Annotated in this window: 13 protein-coding genes; 1 reads left to right on the top strand and 12 read right to left on the bottom strand. The window is 49.3% G+C overall.

Annotated elements, in window-relative coordinates; translation table 11 throughout:
* Window positions 1–2: 2 nt before the first annotated feature.
* The 12 genes from CBW46_RS16230 to CBW46_RS16175 all read right to left on the bottom strand — a co-directional run bounded on the left by CBW46_RS16230 (window position 3) and on the right by CBW46_RS16175 (window position 16,164).
* Complete coding sequence (locus CBW46_RS16230; protein ID WP_089201047.1) at window positions 3–818, bottom strand: sugar phosphate isomerase/epimerase family protein; 816 nt, start codon at window positions 816–818, stop codon at window positions 3–5.
* A gap of 722 nt (window positions 819–1,540) precedes the next feature.
* Window positions 1,541–1,996: a hypothetical protein gene (locus CBW46_RS16225; RefSeq protein WP_089201046.1), complete on the bottom strand. Its 456-nt coding sequence runs from the start codon at window positions 1,994–1,996 to the stop codon at window positions 1,541–1,543.
* A gap of 712 nt (window positions 1,997–2,708) precedes the next feature.
* Complete coding sequence (locus CBW46_RS16220; protein ID WP_089201045.1) at window positions 2,709–5,369, bottom strand: Ig-like domain-containing protein; 2,661 nt, start codon at window positions 5,367–5,369, stop codon at window positions 2,709–2,711.
* A 481-nt stretch (window positions 5,370–5,850) separates the two neighbouring features.
* Window positions 5,851–7,104, bottom strand: coding sequence for a cation:dicarboxylate symporter family transporter (locus CBW46_RS16215; RefSeq protein ID WP_089201044.1), 1,254 nt, complete (start codon window positions 7,102–7,104; stop codon window positions 5,851–5,853).
* Window positions 7,105–7,302: 198 nt separating this feature from the next.
* Complete coding sequence (locus tag CBW46_RS16210) at window positions 7,303–7,863, bottom strand: nucleotidyltransferase domain-containing protein (RefSeq protein WP_089201043.1); 561 nt, start codon at window positions 7,861–7,863, stop codon at window positions 7,303–7,305.
* Window positions 7,864–7,991: 128 nt separating this feature from the next.
* Entirely contained in the window at window positions 7,992–8,387 is a 396-nt protein-coding gene (locus CBW46_RS16205; protein WP_089201042.1) for a GNAT family N-acetyltransferase, read from the bottom strand.
* Between the two features lie 257 nt (window positions 8,388–8,644).
* A complete protein-coding gene (locus CBW46_RS16200) occupies window positions 8,645–9,778 on the bottom strand; it encodes an NAD(P)/FAD-dependent oxidoreductase (RefSeq protein WP_089201041.1) in 1,134 nt (377 codons plus the stop codon).
* Window positions 9,779–9,893: 115 nt separating this feature from the next.
* Window positions 9,894–10,601 carry a stalk domain-containing protein gene (locus tag CBW46_RS16195; protein ID WP_089201040.1) on the bottom strand — a complete coding sequence of 236 codons (708 nt, stop codon included), beginning with the start codon at window positions 10,599–10,601 and terminating at the stop codon, window positions 9,894–9,896.
* 306 nt (window positions 10,602–10,907) lie between these two features.
* A complete protein-coding gene (locus CBW46_RS16190; protein ID WP_089201039.1) occupies window positions 10,908–11,843 on the bottom strand; it encodes an NADP-dependent oxidoreductase in 936 nt (311 codons plus the stop codon).
* A gap of 84 nt (window positions 11,844–11,927) precedes the next feature.
* Window positions 11,928–12,572: a DsbA family oxidoreductase gene (locus tag CBW46_RS16185; protein WP_089201075.1), complete on the bottom strand. Its 645-nt coding sequence runs from the start codon at window positions 12,570–12,572 to the stop codon at window positions 11,928–11,930.
* Between the two features lie 575 nt (window positions 12,573–13,147).
* Window positions 13,148–14,260 carry an alanine/ornithine racemase family PLP-dependent enzyme gene (locus tag CBW46_RS16180; RefSeq protein WP_089201038.1) on the bottom strand — a complete coding sequence of 371 codons (1,113 nt, stop codon included), beginning with the start codon at window positions 14,258–14,260 and terminating at the stop codon, window positions 13,148–13,150.
* Window positions 14,257–16,164, bottom strand: coding sequence for an IucA/IucC family protein (locus CBW46_RS16175; RefSeq protein ID WP_165842350.1), 1,908 nt, complete (start codon window positions 16,162–16,164; stop codon window positions 14,257–14,259). The genes CBW46_RS16180 and CBW46_RS16175 overlap by 4 nt, the downstream gene beginning before the upstream one ends.
* Window positions 16,165–16,322: 158 nt before the next feature.
* Between CBW46_RS16175 and CBW46_RS16170 the strand changes: the two genes are divergently transcribed.
* A complete protein-coding gene (locus tag CBW46_RS16170; protein ID WP_089201036.1) occupies window positions 16,323–18,371 on the top strand; it encodes an IucA/IucC family protein in 2,049 nt (682 codons plus the stop codon).
* Window positions 18,372–18,444 lie beyond the last annotated feature (73 nt).

The raw sequence follows: 18,444 nt of genomic DNA, 5'->3' as shown, positions 1-18,444 counted from the left end.
AGTTACGCAAGATTTAATGTATCTTGTAAGTATGACTTGCTTATCTGAGCTGCTTGTAAAGGATCCTGGTGGCTGTCTAGCTCAACCAAGACCCAACCGTCATAGTTCGCGCCCTGAAGTATGGACAGCATTTCTGCAAAATTCTGGTCGCCCTCGCCGAGCGGCAGGAACTGGCCATCCTTGTAGTCTTTGAAATGGACATACTTGATTCGGTCGATATACTTCCGCATCACGGTTACCGGATTTCCGCCGCCCGCCTCGATGTGCGCCGTGTCCGGGCACAAAGCGATGGTTGTCATGCTCATGAGCTTGTCCAACTGCTCGGGCGCCTGCACGCAGGTGCCGAGATGCGGATGGTAGCTTGGAGTGAGTCCATACTTGACTGCAATTTCCTCGGCACGCGTTAACGACTGGGCCAGCACCTCGTAATCAGATTCCTGAATACCGCCCGAACGCACGGCACCTCCACCGAAAACAAGATGTTCTGCGCCGAACTCCGACGCCAACTTGGCGACTTTTTCAATTTTGGCGAATTCTTCATCCAATATATCTCTAAAAATGAAGTTTGCCCCGGTGTAGACACCAACCAACGTCAACTGCAGATCCGCCATCATTCGACGAAAATCGTCCTGCCGGTTCTCGTACTCCGCCAGATTGCCGTCAAACAGCTCGATCCCTTTGTAACCGGCGGAAGCAATATCCCGTGCTGCTTGCTCCGTGGAGCCGTTGGCCAGATAATAAAGATCTTTCACTGAGGTCACGCCGGCCGGGTGGCCGACTACGCCTCCCCAAGTGTTCGTTTGGTAGCCCAATTTCATTAACAAATCCCCCTTCAACTTCTGATCAAAACCGAGCTCGTGCTTACTATAGGGGCGCTAGGGAGTTCTCTTGCCGCCATGGTGTCTGCCTGTGACCCTTGCGCAGCTGCAACTCGGAAGTAAGCGATTGCATAACGCGTACCAAAATAACGCTGTCGCTTCGACCCTCCCCTCTTTTGGTGTAAACTCGGAATAAGAATACGCTTTCAGTTAATGATTTAACTATAAACAAAAATCTTTTACCAGTCAACGTTAAAAGCCTGTACATTATTTGAACATTTTGTTACGCAAAAATTGGCGTCTTTTGACGATGGTCGAGTGTGCCATAGCCTGGGGTCTGGCGTTGCGAGGTTTTCACTGGTGGAGATTCGAAATCGTGTAGCAATGCGAAGCTGCCTGTGACTATGGATGAACACTTTGGACTAAAGAATTGTATTACAGCGTCGATTCGGACTGCGGAGAGGGAAACAAGGTACTTCCAACGCGCCCAATCCGCGTACGCTGGCAGCAGTTAGTGTTCTCTGCTTCCAGCGTACGCGGACGAAGAATAATCGACGACGTGTGGACGTGGGAGAGCGAGGACAGGAGCTGAGCAGCTGGTCTCCTCCGCGCCGGGACCAAAGCCCGTATCCTGCCGGTTGCCGCCTGTCGAATCTTATACGAGGAGGACACGGCACTGACTACGGCGCAAGCGGACACCGCATTAACAAAATAGAACCGCTTTACTCCTTCTGCAATTCAAAGAAGTTTCCGTCCCATACCGTAATCATTGTTTGTTCGTCTTCCATAATTAAAACACTGCCCGGACTGGTCCAATCCCTGACTCGTACAACGTTGACCGATTGTGTATTAATTCCAATCTCACTTAGTTGTGTTCGGTACTCAGCAAAAAATTCATCGTTCGACATTTCCAACTGTTCGTATTGGGGGTTCACAATTTCATTATCACCAAAGGCAGCCTTTTCCTGCGTATACGTTGCATTCATGCCAATGATGCTTTTATCAGCTTCAGTGGATATGGGCGCGGAACCAACCAGCTTGTGGACGGTCCAATTGCCAAAGTAGGCAGGCGCAGGGTCCTCCTTCGGCGTAGCAGGTATGCTTGCGCTGCTCTTGCCGCAAGAACTAATTAACAGAATAATCATCAGCAGTGCCGAATAGTAGAACAATTTTTTCATGTTTGACCTCCATTTTTTTCGCTTCCCACTGTCAAAATCCCTTGCGAGTCAGATTAAGTCGCTCCTCAATACCTACAACGTGCAGGCTGTCATATTTGTTGCAGTATCATAAACAACAGCTCAAGGCCGACGAATTGATAAAATGTTGTTATAGCAACAAAGGAGTTGGTTGTTTGAAGAGCAAAATTGAATGCTTCTTTGGGAAAAAGCTGGCCTTATGAGAGATGAAATTGCGGAACAACTAGGAAGGATAAAACGAATGTCGCGCGAATGCTGTTTAATCTTGAACAAAAAGGTTTTATTCGCAGAGTAAGTCCGGAACACGACGGCGGTCGCTCCGGGTTTATTTAACCGAGGAAGGCAAACAGCTGGGTGACCAAATCATCCCTATTACGCATGAATTCAACGATTTGGTAATTCAGGGGCTTTCACAGGAAGAATTAAATGAAATCAAACGCATTCTTGCAAAGATCCGCAATAATGTCAGATAAAATGAGAATGAGGTCAGCCAGCTTTCACTGGTTTGACCTCTTATGCCGTATGATTTCAACGTGCGGAACCTGCTTACGGTGGATCCAGCCGCGCCACTCTAGCTGTGTGCCTGGACAGCGGGGGCCAGCGGCCAGCCTCCGTCTGCCTGCTGTTGGTCGATGAGCGCTGCCAGACGGGATTTGAATTTCCTGATTAGACACGAACTTCCTCGCGTAAGTGCCTATTTCGCGGACCAGGCCTCGATCAAGGCGTTGGCATCAGCCGTGAGAACGGCCTTCGCGGTATCGGAGACGTTATCGTCCTGAGATTTTTTATCCAAGTGCTGCAGAAAATCCCCCATATGATTCGCCGCCTTGTCCTTGTCTCCCTTTTCCAACTGATGCCGAGCCTGGTTCAAGCTGTTACGCAGCTGGTTGACAAGCGGTCCCTGCAATTCGCCGGCTGCGGCGTAGCGGTCAATCAAGCTGGAAACCCCCTCCGGAGTCACTGAAATCAGAAAGCGGACAGATTCATTCGTCGTATTACCGGCTTGGTCGGTGATGACAATCTTCAGCGTATGCGGACCGGGCTTACCGGCGAGATCCACGGAAGCACCGTTGTCCAACCGCTGTCCGTCTAGGACAAGCTCCTCGTTAACGATGCCGGACAATCCATCACTCGTGTCCAAGCGAAGTGCAATCGGACGGTCGTCGGAGAAGACAGCGCCTTCCGCCAGCGGCTCCCCGTTGGCCGTGAGCGCGAAGCTCGGTTTTGTTTTGTCTACCTTCACCATGAGCTCCTTCGTTTGTTCGATGTTCCCCGGAGCGTCGATAGAGCGGAACTGCAGCCGGTGCACGCCGTCATTTGTTATGGAGATTGGTTCGATATAGGTTTGCCAATCCGTATGCTCCCCGAGCTTGTATTCCGTTTTCGTCACATCGGAGACATCGTCATAGACCGTCAGCGTGACCGATGCATCCGTGTTCAGCCAGCCATTCCGCGGCGCCGGTTCAATCCGCGCCTCTGTCTTCGGCGGGGAGACATCCGGCGGCGTGAGCTCTGACAGCGTAACTTCAATATACGGCTGAATGTTTCTGCTGTTCGATATATCCGGGCCACTCAGTTGACCATAAATTTTATATGTGCCGACGGCGTCGGAGTTGTAGCCTTCCGAGCTCCATGTTACGTTCACCTTTGCTGTGTTGCCCGTGCTCAACGTCACATCTAGCTGCGAAGGCAGCGACAAATCATTGAACGCCGTGGCTGTGTCAGCCGTAACTGCGCTCGGCCGCGCCCATGCTACAACATCCTTAGGCTGTGAGTTGGGATTCCAACCATCGGGAAAGATGTAGCTATTTTCATCCCGTTTAATTAAATGTACATCGGCCAGATACATAGTGGCAGACTGGAATTCATCCGCTTGGGCCGCGTCTGTATACAATCCACGGTAAAGACCCCATTTGGAACGGTTCTGCTGGCCTGCTACAACAGGCAGGTCACCTCTCTCATTTCTGCCGGTAGTGGGGTTTTTCACTTCGGGCCGCCTGTATGTTTCCCCGGTCATGCCGCCTTCGAACAACACCTCATTTGTCGTCAGGTCGATAAGCTTACCGTGAATATAACCATTGTCGGCTGTTAAAATAGTCACTTCAAACTCAAGCCAGCGATCAACCACCTTTTCAAAAGGAATGGTAAACAATGGCTTAATTCTATCCGCGTAGCCGCCATCCGGATTGTTCCTGAATTCAAGGTGGCCTTTACCTCCACTTGAAACCAGAGAGAGGGTTGTGACCGGCTGCCCGGCTGCGTTACCTGCTACTTCTTTCAATTGGAATATGTGCCAAAACCTGTAGGGCACAATGAAATCTCCTGCCTTCTTATCACCAGCATCATTTTGGAAACGCAGAGTTTCCGACGGGAGCATCAACTTCCAGCGGTGAGTCATGATGTCGCCGCCCACGCTATTGGCATCAATGTTGGCTGCGCTGGTGTTGCTTTTGATCTCCAACCGCTGACGGTCGCTGTTCACTGCACCGCGATCGCCATCGTTTCGTTGGACACCTTCGGCAGTGACAAACGGCTTAAACGTATGGAAACGCAAAATGTCGGAGTTGAGTTTGTCCATTCCTGGAACGTTTGCAATCCCGTATTTTGTGAGCGCGTCGATATCATTTTTGCCTATGGTCTGCAGGTACATATGATCTCCAAGCCATGATTCATTCACTGTCAAAGCTAGCGGGTAGTCGCCTGAGCGGTCATATACTGATTCCGACCATGGCTTCCCACTGTAGGACGAGGGAACACCCGGTCCTTCTACAGCACCAGTCGTACTCCCATTACCAATTTTGGACGCGCCCATGACATCCCAAGCGTGTTCACCCGAGTGAATATTGAGCGGCAAATATTTGTCATTCGATCCCATTGGGCCTGTTATTGGTGGCAAATCAGTATCAACGGTAACCGTAATGGTATATGTACGGCTGTTACTACTGTTATGCTGATCAGTGACTACCAAGTAATACAAAGTAGTGCCGCCTGCTGAAAATTTGTCCATTTTCGCATCGCCTTGATTGATGCCGCTAGCGGCAAAAGCGATCGGAGATGTTCCGTCACTCCGGTAGAGTGCAGCGGCAGCCGCTGGATTTGTTGTGACATTCAGCATTTGGTACAGAGTACCGTAAGGCAGTGATATATCAACGGTTGCATTCTGAAGATCAACTGCTGCGTGCGCCGGCTTGTTTACCTCGATGTCCGACATGCCTAAGTTCTCTTCTGGCGCTGCGTATGCCGTTAACGCTGGACTCATTGATAGACTGGTAAACGAGAGTACAAATACAAATGACAAAACTGCGCGGAATAACACTTTTTTTCGAACTTGTCGCGTAAACATCTTCAAGAACATCTTGCAGCCTCCTTTATTTTGTAACTGCAATTAAAAACGAGCAACAGTCATCGCATCCCCCAGTTCCAAATTCCAATTTTTGTGGTGCATCGAGGGTAGTTATTTGGCAACGCTTTCAAAGCCCATCCTCCCCTCGCCGTGCAAATGGGTCAAGTTGATGTAAGCGTAACCATATCATGTTACCATTTTATCACAGTGAACCCTACGTTGTTGAAAATAATTGATATTTCCCATCAACAAAATAAAAGATCGGTCCGAAGCTCACCAGCTCGGTGTCTGCCCGGCGACGCGGTGCAATTCCGCCACAAGTAAAAAGGGAGATGTACGCCAATGAACATGACTGGCCCTGCAAAAATCCTACCTTTATCCATGTTTGGCCCACCAGTACCAGGCTGCTATGTGTTGACCGGCAAGGCAGCTATCACCAAGACTGTATCAAACAAAAAGCAGCCTCCAAGGAAACTGGAGACTGCTCGCTTATTCATATTGAACTGAAATAGGCTTTGCCCTTAACGCTGTCGTATTGTTTCTCCGACTTGGAGATGACAACGGCGGCGAGCGAGTTGCCCAGCACGTTAACTACGGTTCTAGCCATATCTAGGATTCGGTCGATTCCTGCAATGAATGCAAGACCTTCAACAGGAATACCAACGCTGCCCAAGGTCGCAAGCAGCACTACGAACGATACGCCCGGTACACCGGCAATCCCTTTGGATGTCACCATCAGCACAAGCAGCAGAGTGATTTGCTCCGTTAGCGACAACTGCATACCGTACATTTGAGCGATGAAGATCGCAGCTATCGCCTGGTATAATGTCGATCCGTCCAGGTTAAACGAGTACCCGGTCGGAACAACGAAGGAAGTGATTACTTTCGGGCAGCCGAACTTCTCCATCTTTTCAATGACTCTCGGCAGTACGGTCTCGGAGCTTGAGGTCGTGTACGCTAGCAGCAGCTCGTCCTTCAAAATTTTAATCAGGGAGAAAATGCTAGTTCCGGCCCACTTCGCAATGATTCCCAAAACAACAACAATGAAGAAAATCATCGCTCCGTACACGAGCAGTACAAGCTTCCCTAGCGGAATTAGGGAGGCCAGTCCAAATTTGGATACAGTCACCCCGATAAGCGCAAACACACCAAACGGTGCGAACTTCATAATTTGGTTCGTGACGTAGAACATGGCGTCAGCCGTACCCTGGAAGAACGCCAGCACCGGCTTTCCTTTCTCCCCTATCGCGGCCACTCCTAATCCGAACAAGACCGAGAAGAATATAACGGCCAGCATATCGCCTTTCATTAGCGCCTCAAAAATGTTTTTCGGCACGATGTTCACAAACGTTTCTGCGAACCCCGAATGCTGACTGTGTTCCGCTGTTTCGACGTAACTATTGATGTCAGTTTTTTGCAGCTGATCCATATTAACGCCGGCACCCGGCTGAAAAATATTCGCAGCAAGAAGACCCAGAATAATGGCAACCGTAGTCACTATTTCAAAATAAATAATTGTCTTTCCGCCAATTTTACCGAGCTGTTTCATATCCCCGACGCCGGCAACGCCGACAATCAAGGTAGATACAACAATAGGAACTACAATCATCTTGATCAAACGTATAAAAATATCTCCGATTGGCTGCAGGTACGCGGTGACATTGGGATTACCATAAAACACGGCTCCCACTGCGATACCCAAAACCAAGCCAGCCAGAATTTGCAAAGCAAGTCCAAACCTTTTCATAATCCGGGTCCCTCTTCTCTCATGTCAATTCAAGATGTTATTACTGGACAAAGGGTTAGATCCACTGTCAGCAAATATAACATATTGAATAATATATCAGTGTGACTCGTCTCTGGCAACTGGTAGTTCTCTCATATACCGCCTGGCGTGCGTCGCCATCCCGTATTCGTTTGCGGATTGATCAGCTATGCCGTCCCGCTATTTCAGCAGCCGGATCCAAGGATGTTCGATGTAGGTGAGCTGCAGCGCCGCACGGAGCCAGTGTTTTTGTTCCAAATTCATATGCTCACAAGTATTACTAAAGTCCGTCTCGTCCTTTGCTCTTGCATTTTTCGACTTGTATAGCAGTGTGATTTCGGGACTTAGAAAAGGTATCCCGTTCGGCGTTACCAAAATGGTTTTGTTTAAATCTCTGCGTATTCTGTTATCTCTACGATATATCCAGTGGTGAAAGTCACATTCATTCAGAAGTATCTCTATCTTCTCATTTGCTTTGTCCGCGTAGGTTTCATGTATAGGAGGATCTAACGTCTCACCTGGCGCCCATGCGGCAACTAGTCCGTTTCGCACTTGTTTAAAGCTCCAGCCGAGCAAATGCTCTTGCATAGCTAATTGATCGTTTCTAAAGATAATTATTTCGATATCAGCGTGGTCTCTCGTTTTCGCACCGAGAAAAAGGTCCGTTGACCAGCCGCCAGCGATGCCCCATGGTCTTTTGAAATCCTTCATTATGAAATGAATGAAATCGCATGGTTCCATATTGCCGCCTCCACTCTGCGCATAATTTTGTGCGTACAGTTATTCATGGCGACGTCTATTACGTGCCTGTGAACGAGACCGCCGATGACGGCATAGTCGCCTTGTGCCGCTGAATCCACGTACTTTCCTTAGACCTTTCTCCGCCATACAACGCCAGAACAAGTTGCGAAGCCACACTCGGTATAAAATTTCGTATGCTTGGAATCACAGGTCAAGGTTACGATTTCCAGCCCGACACGCTCAGCTTGTTCAAGCAATGTCTTCACTAAACCTTGACCTATTCCTTTTCGCTGATAGTGTGGGTGTACGATTATATCCTCCATATAGCCATGTTGAAGCCCCATACCGGCAACATAACCGAATGCTATGAGCTGATTTTGTTCATCTCTCAGCCCAGCCCAAAAATGACATCGGTCAAATAAAATCGGGTAATCACAATGTCGTCCGTTCCAACCCACCATTTCTCTCAAAGCAGGAACTTCGTGAGGTTCTATTGGTAAATTGATGACAATGTCTTGGTTCATTGTCTTATTCCCCCTTTCAAGGCACCTTGAAAAAAAGATTGATGTCAAGCAATCCTGCCGCTTTTTTGTGTGCTCAGGTCGCACCAGAAGCCATCGAGGTAAAAAAGAAGACACTCGTGTGTGGAAAAGATTCGGTAACGATGTCCGATAAAGAAGAGGCTCGAATGGGTCGAATTGATGATTGAGGATTAATAGGCTCTGTGTCTGGCGGATTATTTTGATTTTCCTCCTCCCACTCCGGTGACAAACCAAATAGGTCAGCCAATGGCTTTTCGAATGTCATAGTCGGTTAGATCGATATCGAATTCCACTCCTAGCGCTAGCTTAGCTAGCTGGCTGCCAATATAAGGGCCCATCGTCAATCCGGAGGCTCCGAGACCGTTTGCCGCAAGAAGTCCTTCCCAGCCTGGTACGGCGCCGATGACCGGAAGAAAATCGGCCGTGAAAGGGCGAAAGCCGACCCTTACTTCCTGGAACGTGCTATCTGCCAGAGCAGGCGCCAATGTGAGGCCTTTACTTAAAATTTCATGCATTCCGCCTGGTGTGATCCTGGTGTCGTAGCCTTCTATATCATTCTCATGAGTTGCCCCGATTACGATTTTCTGCTGCTCAAAGGCGAGCAGATATTGATCCGAAGGCGGCATAACCACCGGCCAGCTGCCAGTATTTTGCTTGGTGTCTGGCACCTGCAAGTGCATGATTTGCGCCTTCTGATACCTTACTTTGAAATCAATGCCTAAGGGTTGCAGCAGATGTCCCGCCCAAGCTCCCGCACAAACGATAACCATGTCAGCTGAGTAGCGATTTGCCCCGCACGTTACGCCCGTGACACGGTTCGATGCAAACGCAAGCCCAGCATCCCCATATATAAGCTTAGCTCCATTCCTCTGTGCAGAGCGAAGCAGCGCGTCACGCAATGCCCGGCCATCGACACGGGCGGCCCCACTAATATGAAGGGAAGAGTATCCCTCACCGAGCAACGGAAAGAGCTCTCGAGTTCTCTGCTCTTCTAGCCGGGTAATCTCACCGATTTCTGGCGCGTCTGCCAAACGCTTATAGGCTCGTTCTTCCATTTTGGTGATCTTTTCCGCATCCCTATGTATACTGAGGGCGCCGACCCTGGCATATCCGGTTTCGGTTTCCCCTTCGCTTTCAATCGCTTCAATTAGCACAGGGTAATACCGCGCGCCGGCTTTCGCAAGTCGGTACCAAGCCTGATTGCGCCGCTGTGACAGCCAGGGACAAATAATCCCGGCAGCCGCATCCGTGGCCTGTCCTGCATCTTGCCGATCGATAATGAGGACATCCGCTCCCTGCTTAGCCAAATGGTATGCAGTCGATGCTCCAGCAATCCCGGCTCCAATGACAATTACCTTCAATGATGATTTCATCCTTTCCTGCGATCGCTCTTCCCATTATAACCAGATCGGTATCAAATAGAATAAGCCGCTTATGGCGCGGCATTCGTTTGTGCCTATTTATAAAAATCACTAGTGTTATGTGCTGTTATTGACTGGAAGATCCTTTCGGGTTTTTCAATCGAAGTACACCGGATTTTGATTCTTCGGACGTGTATGAAAAGCATAAATAGTTTGGATCTGCCTCATATCCCACAAGATACTGCGTTACCCCTGCATCACTCATACCGTCTATATGTGGTTTTCCGAGAATACTTTTGACTTCAGCGGGAGAGAGATCCAATTCTGCATCGATTACATTTACCGTATCTCTATAAATGTAAAAAGTCGTTCTACCATACTTGTACTCTTCGCTGTTGGCTTTTTTAATCGAATCCGGTTCGCCCAGCTTATTAATTAACTCCTCTTTGGAGGTCCCGAGCGGAATGTCGATTCCTTGTAACTTCCCTTGACTTGCGATGGAGATCAACTCTTTATCTACGATCAGATTATTTACTTCGGTGGCACCTTGCTTAGTAAAGTCTAATGTGATCTTTGTCTCCTCAACTGTGGCACCTTCTTGATACCCAACTGTTGCACCGATTTTTTCAGAAACAAAACGGAGGGGGACATAAGCTTGATTATTGTAGTTGATCACACTGGATTCTTCAGGAATTTTTTGTTCCTCTCCATTAAAAATCACTTTCACAGGGTACAAGTAGGCTTGAATGGTATCAGCTGCGAAAACTGCTGTTGTACTGCTGGCTGACACGCCGAGAATGATCCCAAAGTAAACATCCTTTTTTTCATACTTCACTTTCCCTTCTTAGTGAGCCGCGCGTTTCTATGCCACTACTGATCAAAACAACTGCTCTTTTCTATAATATAGACGCTTCAAAGGCTGTATTAGTTCCCCGATAATTTCAAAACAGGACCATCCCTGGACCAGAGGATTCTGCGCTTGTACTACCGACCAAAAATAGATTGCCGACACTTCCCACACGGCTTTTGCTTAACGAAAAGGGCTAACTGAACACACTAAAGCAGCTAGCCTGTAAGAACTGTACTAGCTGCTTTGAATTTCTTTGATGGTGGCGAGGAGCTCCTTGCCGCTAAAACTGACTTATTTCATCTTTATGACTATTTTTCCTTTAGCATGATGACTCTCACTGATTGCATGCGCCTCTTTTATCCCTTGCTCACTGAATGGAAGGACGTGACCCACCGAAGGTTTTACAATTTCTTTTTTTAAAAGATCGGCCAGCTGCTGAAGCTGTTCTCCATTTTCATTAAGCCACAAAAAGGCTGTATTAACCCCATGTCGCTGTGCCTCCGCCTCATCCGGCGGTTCCACAACGAACACCAATTTGCCGCCCTCCTTTAACACGCGGTAGCTTTTCCGCAGCGTCTGGCCCCCCACGGTATCTACCACGATATCATAGCCTTCGAGTGCCTGTTCGAAATCGACAGCTTTGTAATCGATAACCAGGTCGGCGCCAAGGGAACGCAGAAGCTCATGATTTTCCTTACTTGCCGTTGTGGCCACATAGGCGCCGAAATGCTTTGCGATTTGTATGCCTAAACTTCCGACCCCTCCCGCCCCTGCATGGATCAATACCTTGTAGTCCTTTTGAACATTTGCAAAATCCACGAGGCATTGCCATGCTGTTAGTGCTGCAAGCGGGATGGATGCCGCTTCCACAAAAGTCAGATTCTCTGGGATCCTAGCCAGCAGATCTTCATCAACGGCTGTATATTCTGCGTAGGTTCCCTTGTCCGTGGTTGCCGGTCTTGCGAAGACTCGGTCCCCAATTTGGTAATTTTTCACCTCAGATCCTACCTCAGTGATTACCCCGGCGGCATCCCAGCCTAGAATAATGGGGAATTGTAAGGGAACACGTTCAGTTAAAAGCCCCTCACGAACTTTCCAATCAATGGGATTTATCGACGTCGCATGAATTTCCATCACCACTTGGTTCGATTTTGGCACCGGCTTGGGCACGTCTCGTTCCTTTAATTGCTCCCGGCCGCCATATTGTTCAATTACTACTGCTTTCATACGTTACACTCCTTTCCTTGCGAAATTCGAATGCCAACTGTAAACGCGTTACCCTTGCTAAAAAGGTTGTTTCGAACAAACTTTTTAACAGCCGTCCACGCCGCAAGCCATTCCTTCTGGGAAGTCCATTTTTTGTCTGCTTATTTCATCATTAATGATTTGTTCAAGAGTTTCCTTCGAACGAATACCTGCAATTTTAGTGTCACCTATCACAAAAGTAGGAACCGCCGTAATATCTGCTTCCGAGTAGGCATGTTCTAGTGCTCTACGATGTGCTTCTTTGTATTTTCTTGTTTCCAGAGCCTCTCGATACTCCTTCTCGTCCAATCCTATTTCACCTGCCAGCTTTGTCAACACGTCGATATTGCCGATATCTTGCTCTTCCTGAAAGAAGGCACGCAGCATACGATCATTGTATTCGTTGGCTTTTCCTTTTTCCTTCGCATATTGGTAGCCTTCAAAGGCTAAATGAGTGTATGGTTGGGGGGAAACTCTCGGCAGAACAATATCAATCCCCATACGTGCAGCCATTGGATACACAGACTGTCTCCAAGTGCTTTGCAGGTAATCACCTTCGGGTTTCAACGTTTCGTTAGGGTAGGGGCGCAACTCATACGGCATCCATTCCACTTCTACATCTTTTCCTTTAATGGCTTCCTCCAGAGGCTTTTCTGCCAAGAAACAAAAGGGACACACATAATCTGAATAAACCTTTATCTTCACTGTCACGGTTAACACTCTCCAATCCATCATCTACACTTCTCTGTATGTAACATGATTCCCCCAGTTCTAAGAGGACTAACCACATTTCACATTACTTTCACAGGCTAACGTAGTGTTATTCTGCCCTAATTGTAATGCACCACTACTTATTAGTAAAATGATAAGAATGAAGAAATAGTTCAGTAAAACCGAACTAAAGGGATGTATTTATATTGGAACTTCGACATTGTACAACCTTCCAGACCATTGTTGAAAAAGGCGGCGTTAAAAAAGCCATCTTAAATCCCTTGATCATAATGACATCACAACGAGCCTCAAAATGGAGACGTCGATTTGGCATTGGTAGTAGAAAAAGATGATTGGTGTTTACCGGAGCTTCATTCTGAAAAAGTAAAGGAACAACAAATGATATTGATAAGCCCAGGTTAGGCGGCGGAAGCCTGTGCCATAACCCGAAAAAACTCCACTCTTCTAAGAGTTGAAGAATGGAGTTAGTTCCCTCAGTGTTATTTAAAGGTGATTTTTTTCTGAGAAAGAGGTCACCAAAAAAGGACTGCCCTGTCTCAGTTTCTTCAGTATGATCAAACCTGCGCCGCCAACGCCAAATGTCTGCACAGCAAAGGATCGGACCGCTCATATTTGACAACGTAGGATGACGTCATCAGGTGAAGAAGGGCGCCATATCGCAGCTCGAAGCGCATCGTATCACCTACCTTTACCGGTGGTGCGTCCGTCACATCGACAATCAAGTGGTCACTGCTGGCTCCGAGAATATCAGCCCCTTCAGCCTCCGGGAGTAGTTGCTCCACCACCGCATCCTGTTTACCCAAGGCCAGAACGGCCCGGATGCGAAAGCCACGATCTTCGAATAACGGGACCCCACCGAAGGCGTCTCTGCCAGCTTCCCCTCGAGGTAGAGTAGGTTTGCATTGCAGCTCCACTACTTCGGCCTCCAATATAAAGGCTTTCGTATACAGACCCGGAATATTCTCACCAAATGCGGTTTCCCTGCCTAGCAGCAACGCCTCACCAATGCGCAAGTGATTTACTCTCCCCAAGTTCCCGCTCCCGAGTATTAAGGGCAGGCTGCTCGAATTGCCCCCGGAAACGAGTTGCAATGGATATTCCGTGAGTGCCTCAGCTTGATGCACAAGGTGCGTCAACTCCTTGTATGAATCCACACTGGGCAGAACGCCCCCATAGCACGTATAATTAACACCGATGCCGGCAAGTTTGATGGCCGGAATATTCACTATCTCCCTGACCGCGTCCAATAGGTGCTCCGGAAGCAGCCCTTCGCGCAAATCTCCCAAGTCGGTCATAAGTATGATCTCGTGGGGATGTTTCAGCTGCCTCGCGGCCTGACCAAGGAGACGGATTGTCTCGAGCTCCGAGTTTAAGCTCACATCGCACAATCGCACCACGTCATGTGCCTCGCTGGCTGCTGGCAGCCGCAGTAGCATGAGAGATACGTCGCGGCCGTAGGTGCGTCGTATTTCCGCTAGATTCTGCAGTCGAGAGTCAGCGAAATCACGGAAGCCGGCTCGATACCAAGCCGCCACAATCCGCTCATCTGCGCCGATGCCCTTTGTGACCGATGAACACTTTATTCCACGGCGCTGACAGAGGGCTAGGATTAGTCTGGCGTTATGCTCCAACTGAAATGAATCAAAGAAGACCGCTGGATATCTCATAGCCCGAGCCCCGCGATCGGATTAGTTACCTCGGTATATAGATAGGACTTGGCCGTGTCACTTACCCGCATGTTGAACAGCGCCTTGGTGCGAACCAGCGTACGCGTCACCGCCTGCCAATCCGCTTCAAAGTGAGGATGGCTCTTGTCGAAGCATTCCTCCAGCACTGCACGGACCGCCTTCCATAGCAGCGTCTCCTCCATCTGCAACTGTCTCCGAAGGCAGAAGATCAGATCGCCCATATGATTCTGCAACACCGCATGAACGAATTTACTATAGACCTCCTCCATATCATTAGTAAATATGCTCGCTCCGGCCAAACCCTCAGTCTGCAGTGAAGTCCCGTAGCCGGCCTCGAAGCGCCCTCTATGTACACGTATCCCACCGAGATCACGGAACAATGCTTGAGTCACCTTTCCGTTCGAAGTGCAGATGATGGTGTTTTGCATATGCGCTTCGAGTGCGATGCCGTACTGCTGTAGCAGCCGAACAAGAGGTCGCAGTAGGACCAAGGCGTATTGTTTCAGATAATCGAGCACCTGCGACGGGGACACAGGAGTTCGATCCCCGTAGTAAGTTTCCATCCAATCCATGATTACTGGCCGGTCGCAGAGCGGCGATGACGCCGTGAGGCTGGCAGCCACAAAACCGAAATCACCCTGGCGCATGTAACGCCTGGGATTCTCTCGAACCAAGAAGGCGAGATGTCGCGAACGCGCCGTATCCTCTTCTGAACCATTGGTAAAGTACGCACCTGCCATCTCCTCAATAAAATCAGCCCTGCCCAGCTTATCGCCTTCCCGGTCCCAAATCCTCCGCAGCATAGCTGATAACTTCGGGCCGTTAACCGTGATTTCCGGTGACACGGTTCGCACCGCACTAGTCGCCTGAGCCGCAACCGGTAACTTCACGTGGCGTCCACTGCCCTCGTTCAATGCGACAGTGCGAAAGGATAACGTGGCACTGCCGCTCATTACGTAAGGAATGGGAATAATTTCTTTCCGGCTGAGTTCGTCCACAAACAGACGTGGCAGCATATGCTCGTACTGCCAAGGATGTACGGGAAAGAGCACATAATCGCTCCCCACCTCGGGAGAAAGTACAGGCTCCAATCCTTGCAGCAAACGCTCTACCTCCGTGGTATCGCCTAGCAGAAGTTCGCACTCCGAGCCAAAGCACGTCTGTGTCCAACGCACCTTATCTTTGCGGACGAGCACCGTCCTTACGTGCAGCGGCTGTTCAAACTCCGGCGCATACCTTCTCACTTCCGGTTTGGATAATCCCCACTTCGTTTTAGTCAATGGGTGGAGAGGATGACCTTCTATGGCAAGCGACTCTGAATAAACCAGCTCGTCGAACGGCTTGCATTGTTTAAGTCTATCGATAAAGGCAAGCAGGTTATTCGTTCGTTGCTGATGATGAAACGCAAGCACGGTAGACTGCTGATGATGGGCCCAAACCTGCTTTTGCTCCAGACTTTCATATGCCATCCTCAGATTATCCCGGCTATTTAGCAATTCTCGAACGACAGAAGTCGGAACAGACATTCCTGCCTCCGCCATCCACTCGATCCATTGCTCTACACAAGTGATTGGTTCCCAACCTGTATTTTGCCTCCTCCAAACCGGGTAGGCCAGCTCATAACGTTCAAAAGCTCCTCGATGCAGTATGGGCATGAGCAGCGCATGCTGGCTATCACCGTGTGATAGCTGTAACCACTCTTTGATTTCGGCTGCTCCGCTGGATTGCGAATAGGTGCTTAGCATCATCGTGTCCGGCTTCGCAGCAGACACCCGCCAGTCCCCAGTCAGGACTGGCTCCCTCAGCAATACGTTAAACAAGCGATTCAGCATACCTTCTTCTGCTCTTAAACATCCCTGCAATCGTTCCTGAGAAAATAGCACAGTATCTACACTCCCTACCATGTTTTTCCGAAATGCATTGACAACGACTTGAGAATCATTATCATTGATAATGAGAATTATTATCATTACATTTCATAATATATATCAACCCTCCAATTCGTGTAAAGTAAAACTTTGGAAAAGATGGTGATCATTTAATGTCTGTGTCTGTATGCAACCAACCTTATCATGCACGCGTGTCGCGCTTACTTGAAACTACATTGGAAGATGAAGAAGCGAAGCTTGGATCCTTTCTGGCGCAGCATCGTCCCGAGCTGTTTGACCATTATCTCTCGATGATTCCTGAGGGCCGGGCAGGTATTCTCAACCGGTTGGTGTCCTCGATATGGCGCGAGAATATTAGCGGTCTCGCCAAGAAATCTTCTACCTTAGTTCGAGATGCATCCGGTTGGGCCATGTGCGTTGACTCTGTGGCAACCGAAACCGATTGCTTGGAGGAGCTATTGAATGCAGTCTATCCCCTTTTGCCCCGGGACGCAGATCGTATAGAGATACTTCCGCTGCCCAAACAGCAGCTCTATATGGTATTACCGGTGCAAAGGATCAGCGGCTTCGGTCGGCTCATAGTGAAAGGGCCCTACTTTATCTTGTCTCACAGCGAACCGCCTAGGCGTATCTATCATGCGCTGCAAGTATTGGCGTTGCTGTATGACGAGGGCTGGGAGGCGGACGCGGATGCGTTCCGCATGTTTGCGGATGATGTATGTAATAGCACCGCCAATCTCACGCTAGCCTACGCCTATCGTCAACATCATCAGCAGGGGTTCGGCGATGTCTCCACATCTTCCGCAGCGGTGTCGGATTATACACGTATGGAGCGATATGTGGTTGAGGGACACCCCTGCCATCCCGGCGCCAAAATGCGCAAAGGCCTTTCGCCGGAGGAGACGCTCGCCTATTCTTCTGAATTCGGCAGCGAAATTGCGGTGCACTTGCTCGCAGTGCATAATTCCCTCTACAGCCTCGCCACGCTTGAGGATGGTGTAGATTGGAACGCGCTTATTACGAGAGAAGTACCAAAGCTGCTGGAGCATGCCACGGAGCACCTATCTTCCTTAGGTCTATCCGTAGGTGCGTATGCCCTTCTACCCGTGCACCCTTGGCAGCTGAAGCATATTGTGCCGCAGCTGTACGACAGTGAAATCAAGAGCCAGGACGTCGTTCTGATTCCTGGCTTTCACTTGGATTACTACGCCAGCATGTCGTTTCGGACGCTGGTGCCTGCGGATCGTGATCAGCCGCATCTGAAGCTTACCGCTCAGGTCCACCTGACCGGTGAAGTTCGTACCCTGTCCGAGCAAACTATACATAACGGCCCATTAATGACGCGTATTCTGCAGCGGCTTATCCAGCAGGATCCCCTTATACCTCACGACCGCTTCCAAGCAGTCGCCGAGCTGGGAGGTCTGCACTTCCTGCATCCAATGGATGAAGAACCGGTTCAGACGGAACGTAGCGAGAATCTGGCTTGTGTGCTAAGAGAAAATCTGTATCGGTATGTTGGTGACGACGAAATTCCGGTGGTGGGCTCGGCACTAGTCGCAATCTCCTACGGCAGCGGACTGCCAGTCTTTGCCGAACTCATTGCCCGTTATCAGCAGAGTCGTTCCTTCCGCTCCGCCGAGGAAGCTATCTTTTCCTTCTACGACGCTTACGTATCACAAGCGTTATGGGGCTTGCTGCCCTTGCTCGTAAAATACGGTATCGGCCTCGAAGCCCACTTACAAAACACAGTGCCTGTCTTTAAGACCGATGGAACACCATCAAAGATGCTGGTCCGTGACTGGGAAGGGATTCGGGTACATCGTGACAGGCTAATCAGCGCCGGACTGGATGTGAGCATGTTCCACCCGAAGTCCAGGATCATCGTGAATGACTTGAAGAGCGTGCGCAATAAATTGTTCTATTCTATCTTCCAAAATCATTTGGGTGAGCTTGCGTTACGCCTGTCTACGTACTACGGCATCGAGGAAACCAGGCTGTGGAATCTAGTCCATACAATCGCCGCGTCCATCTTTGACCGTATCGAGCAACATCCGGCGTACCGGGAACAATCGAAGTCAGACAGAAGCGTTTTCTTTCAGGAGCAAGTCGACTACAAAGCCATCACGCTGATGCGGATGACAGGGGAGGCCCATCAGTATACCTATGCTAAGGTGCCGAATCCGCTGCATCAGGAGTCGTGACTATAATAGACGTAAAGAAGCCGCCCTTTTCTCATCATAGAGGGGCGGCTCTTTCGATATAGTCCAGAAAAAA

Origin of the sequence: Paenibacillus xerothermodurans, from assembly GCF_002220865.2 — a bacterium.
Taxonomy (GTDB): domain Bacteria; phylum Bacillota; class Bacilli; order Paenibacillales; family NBRC-103111; genus Paenibacillus_S; species Paenibacillus_S xerothermodurans.
Note: the sequence above shows the minus strand (reverse complement) of the source record. Positions and strands in the feature narration are given on the sequence as shown.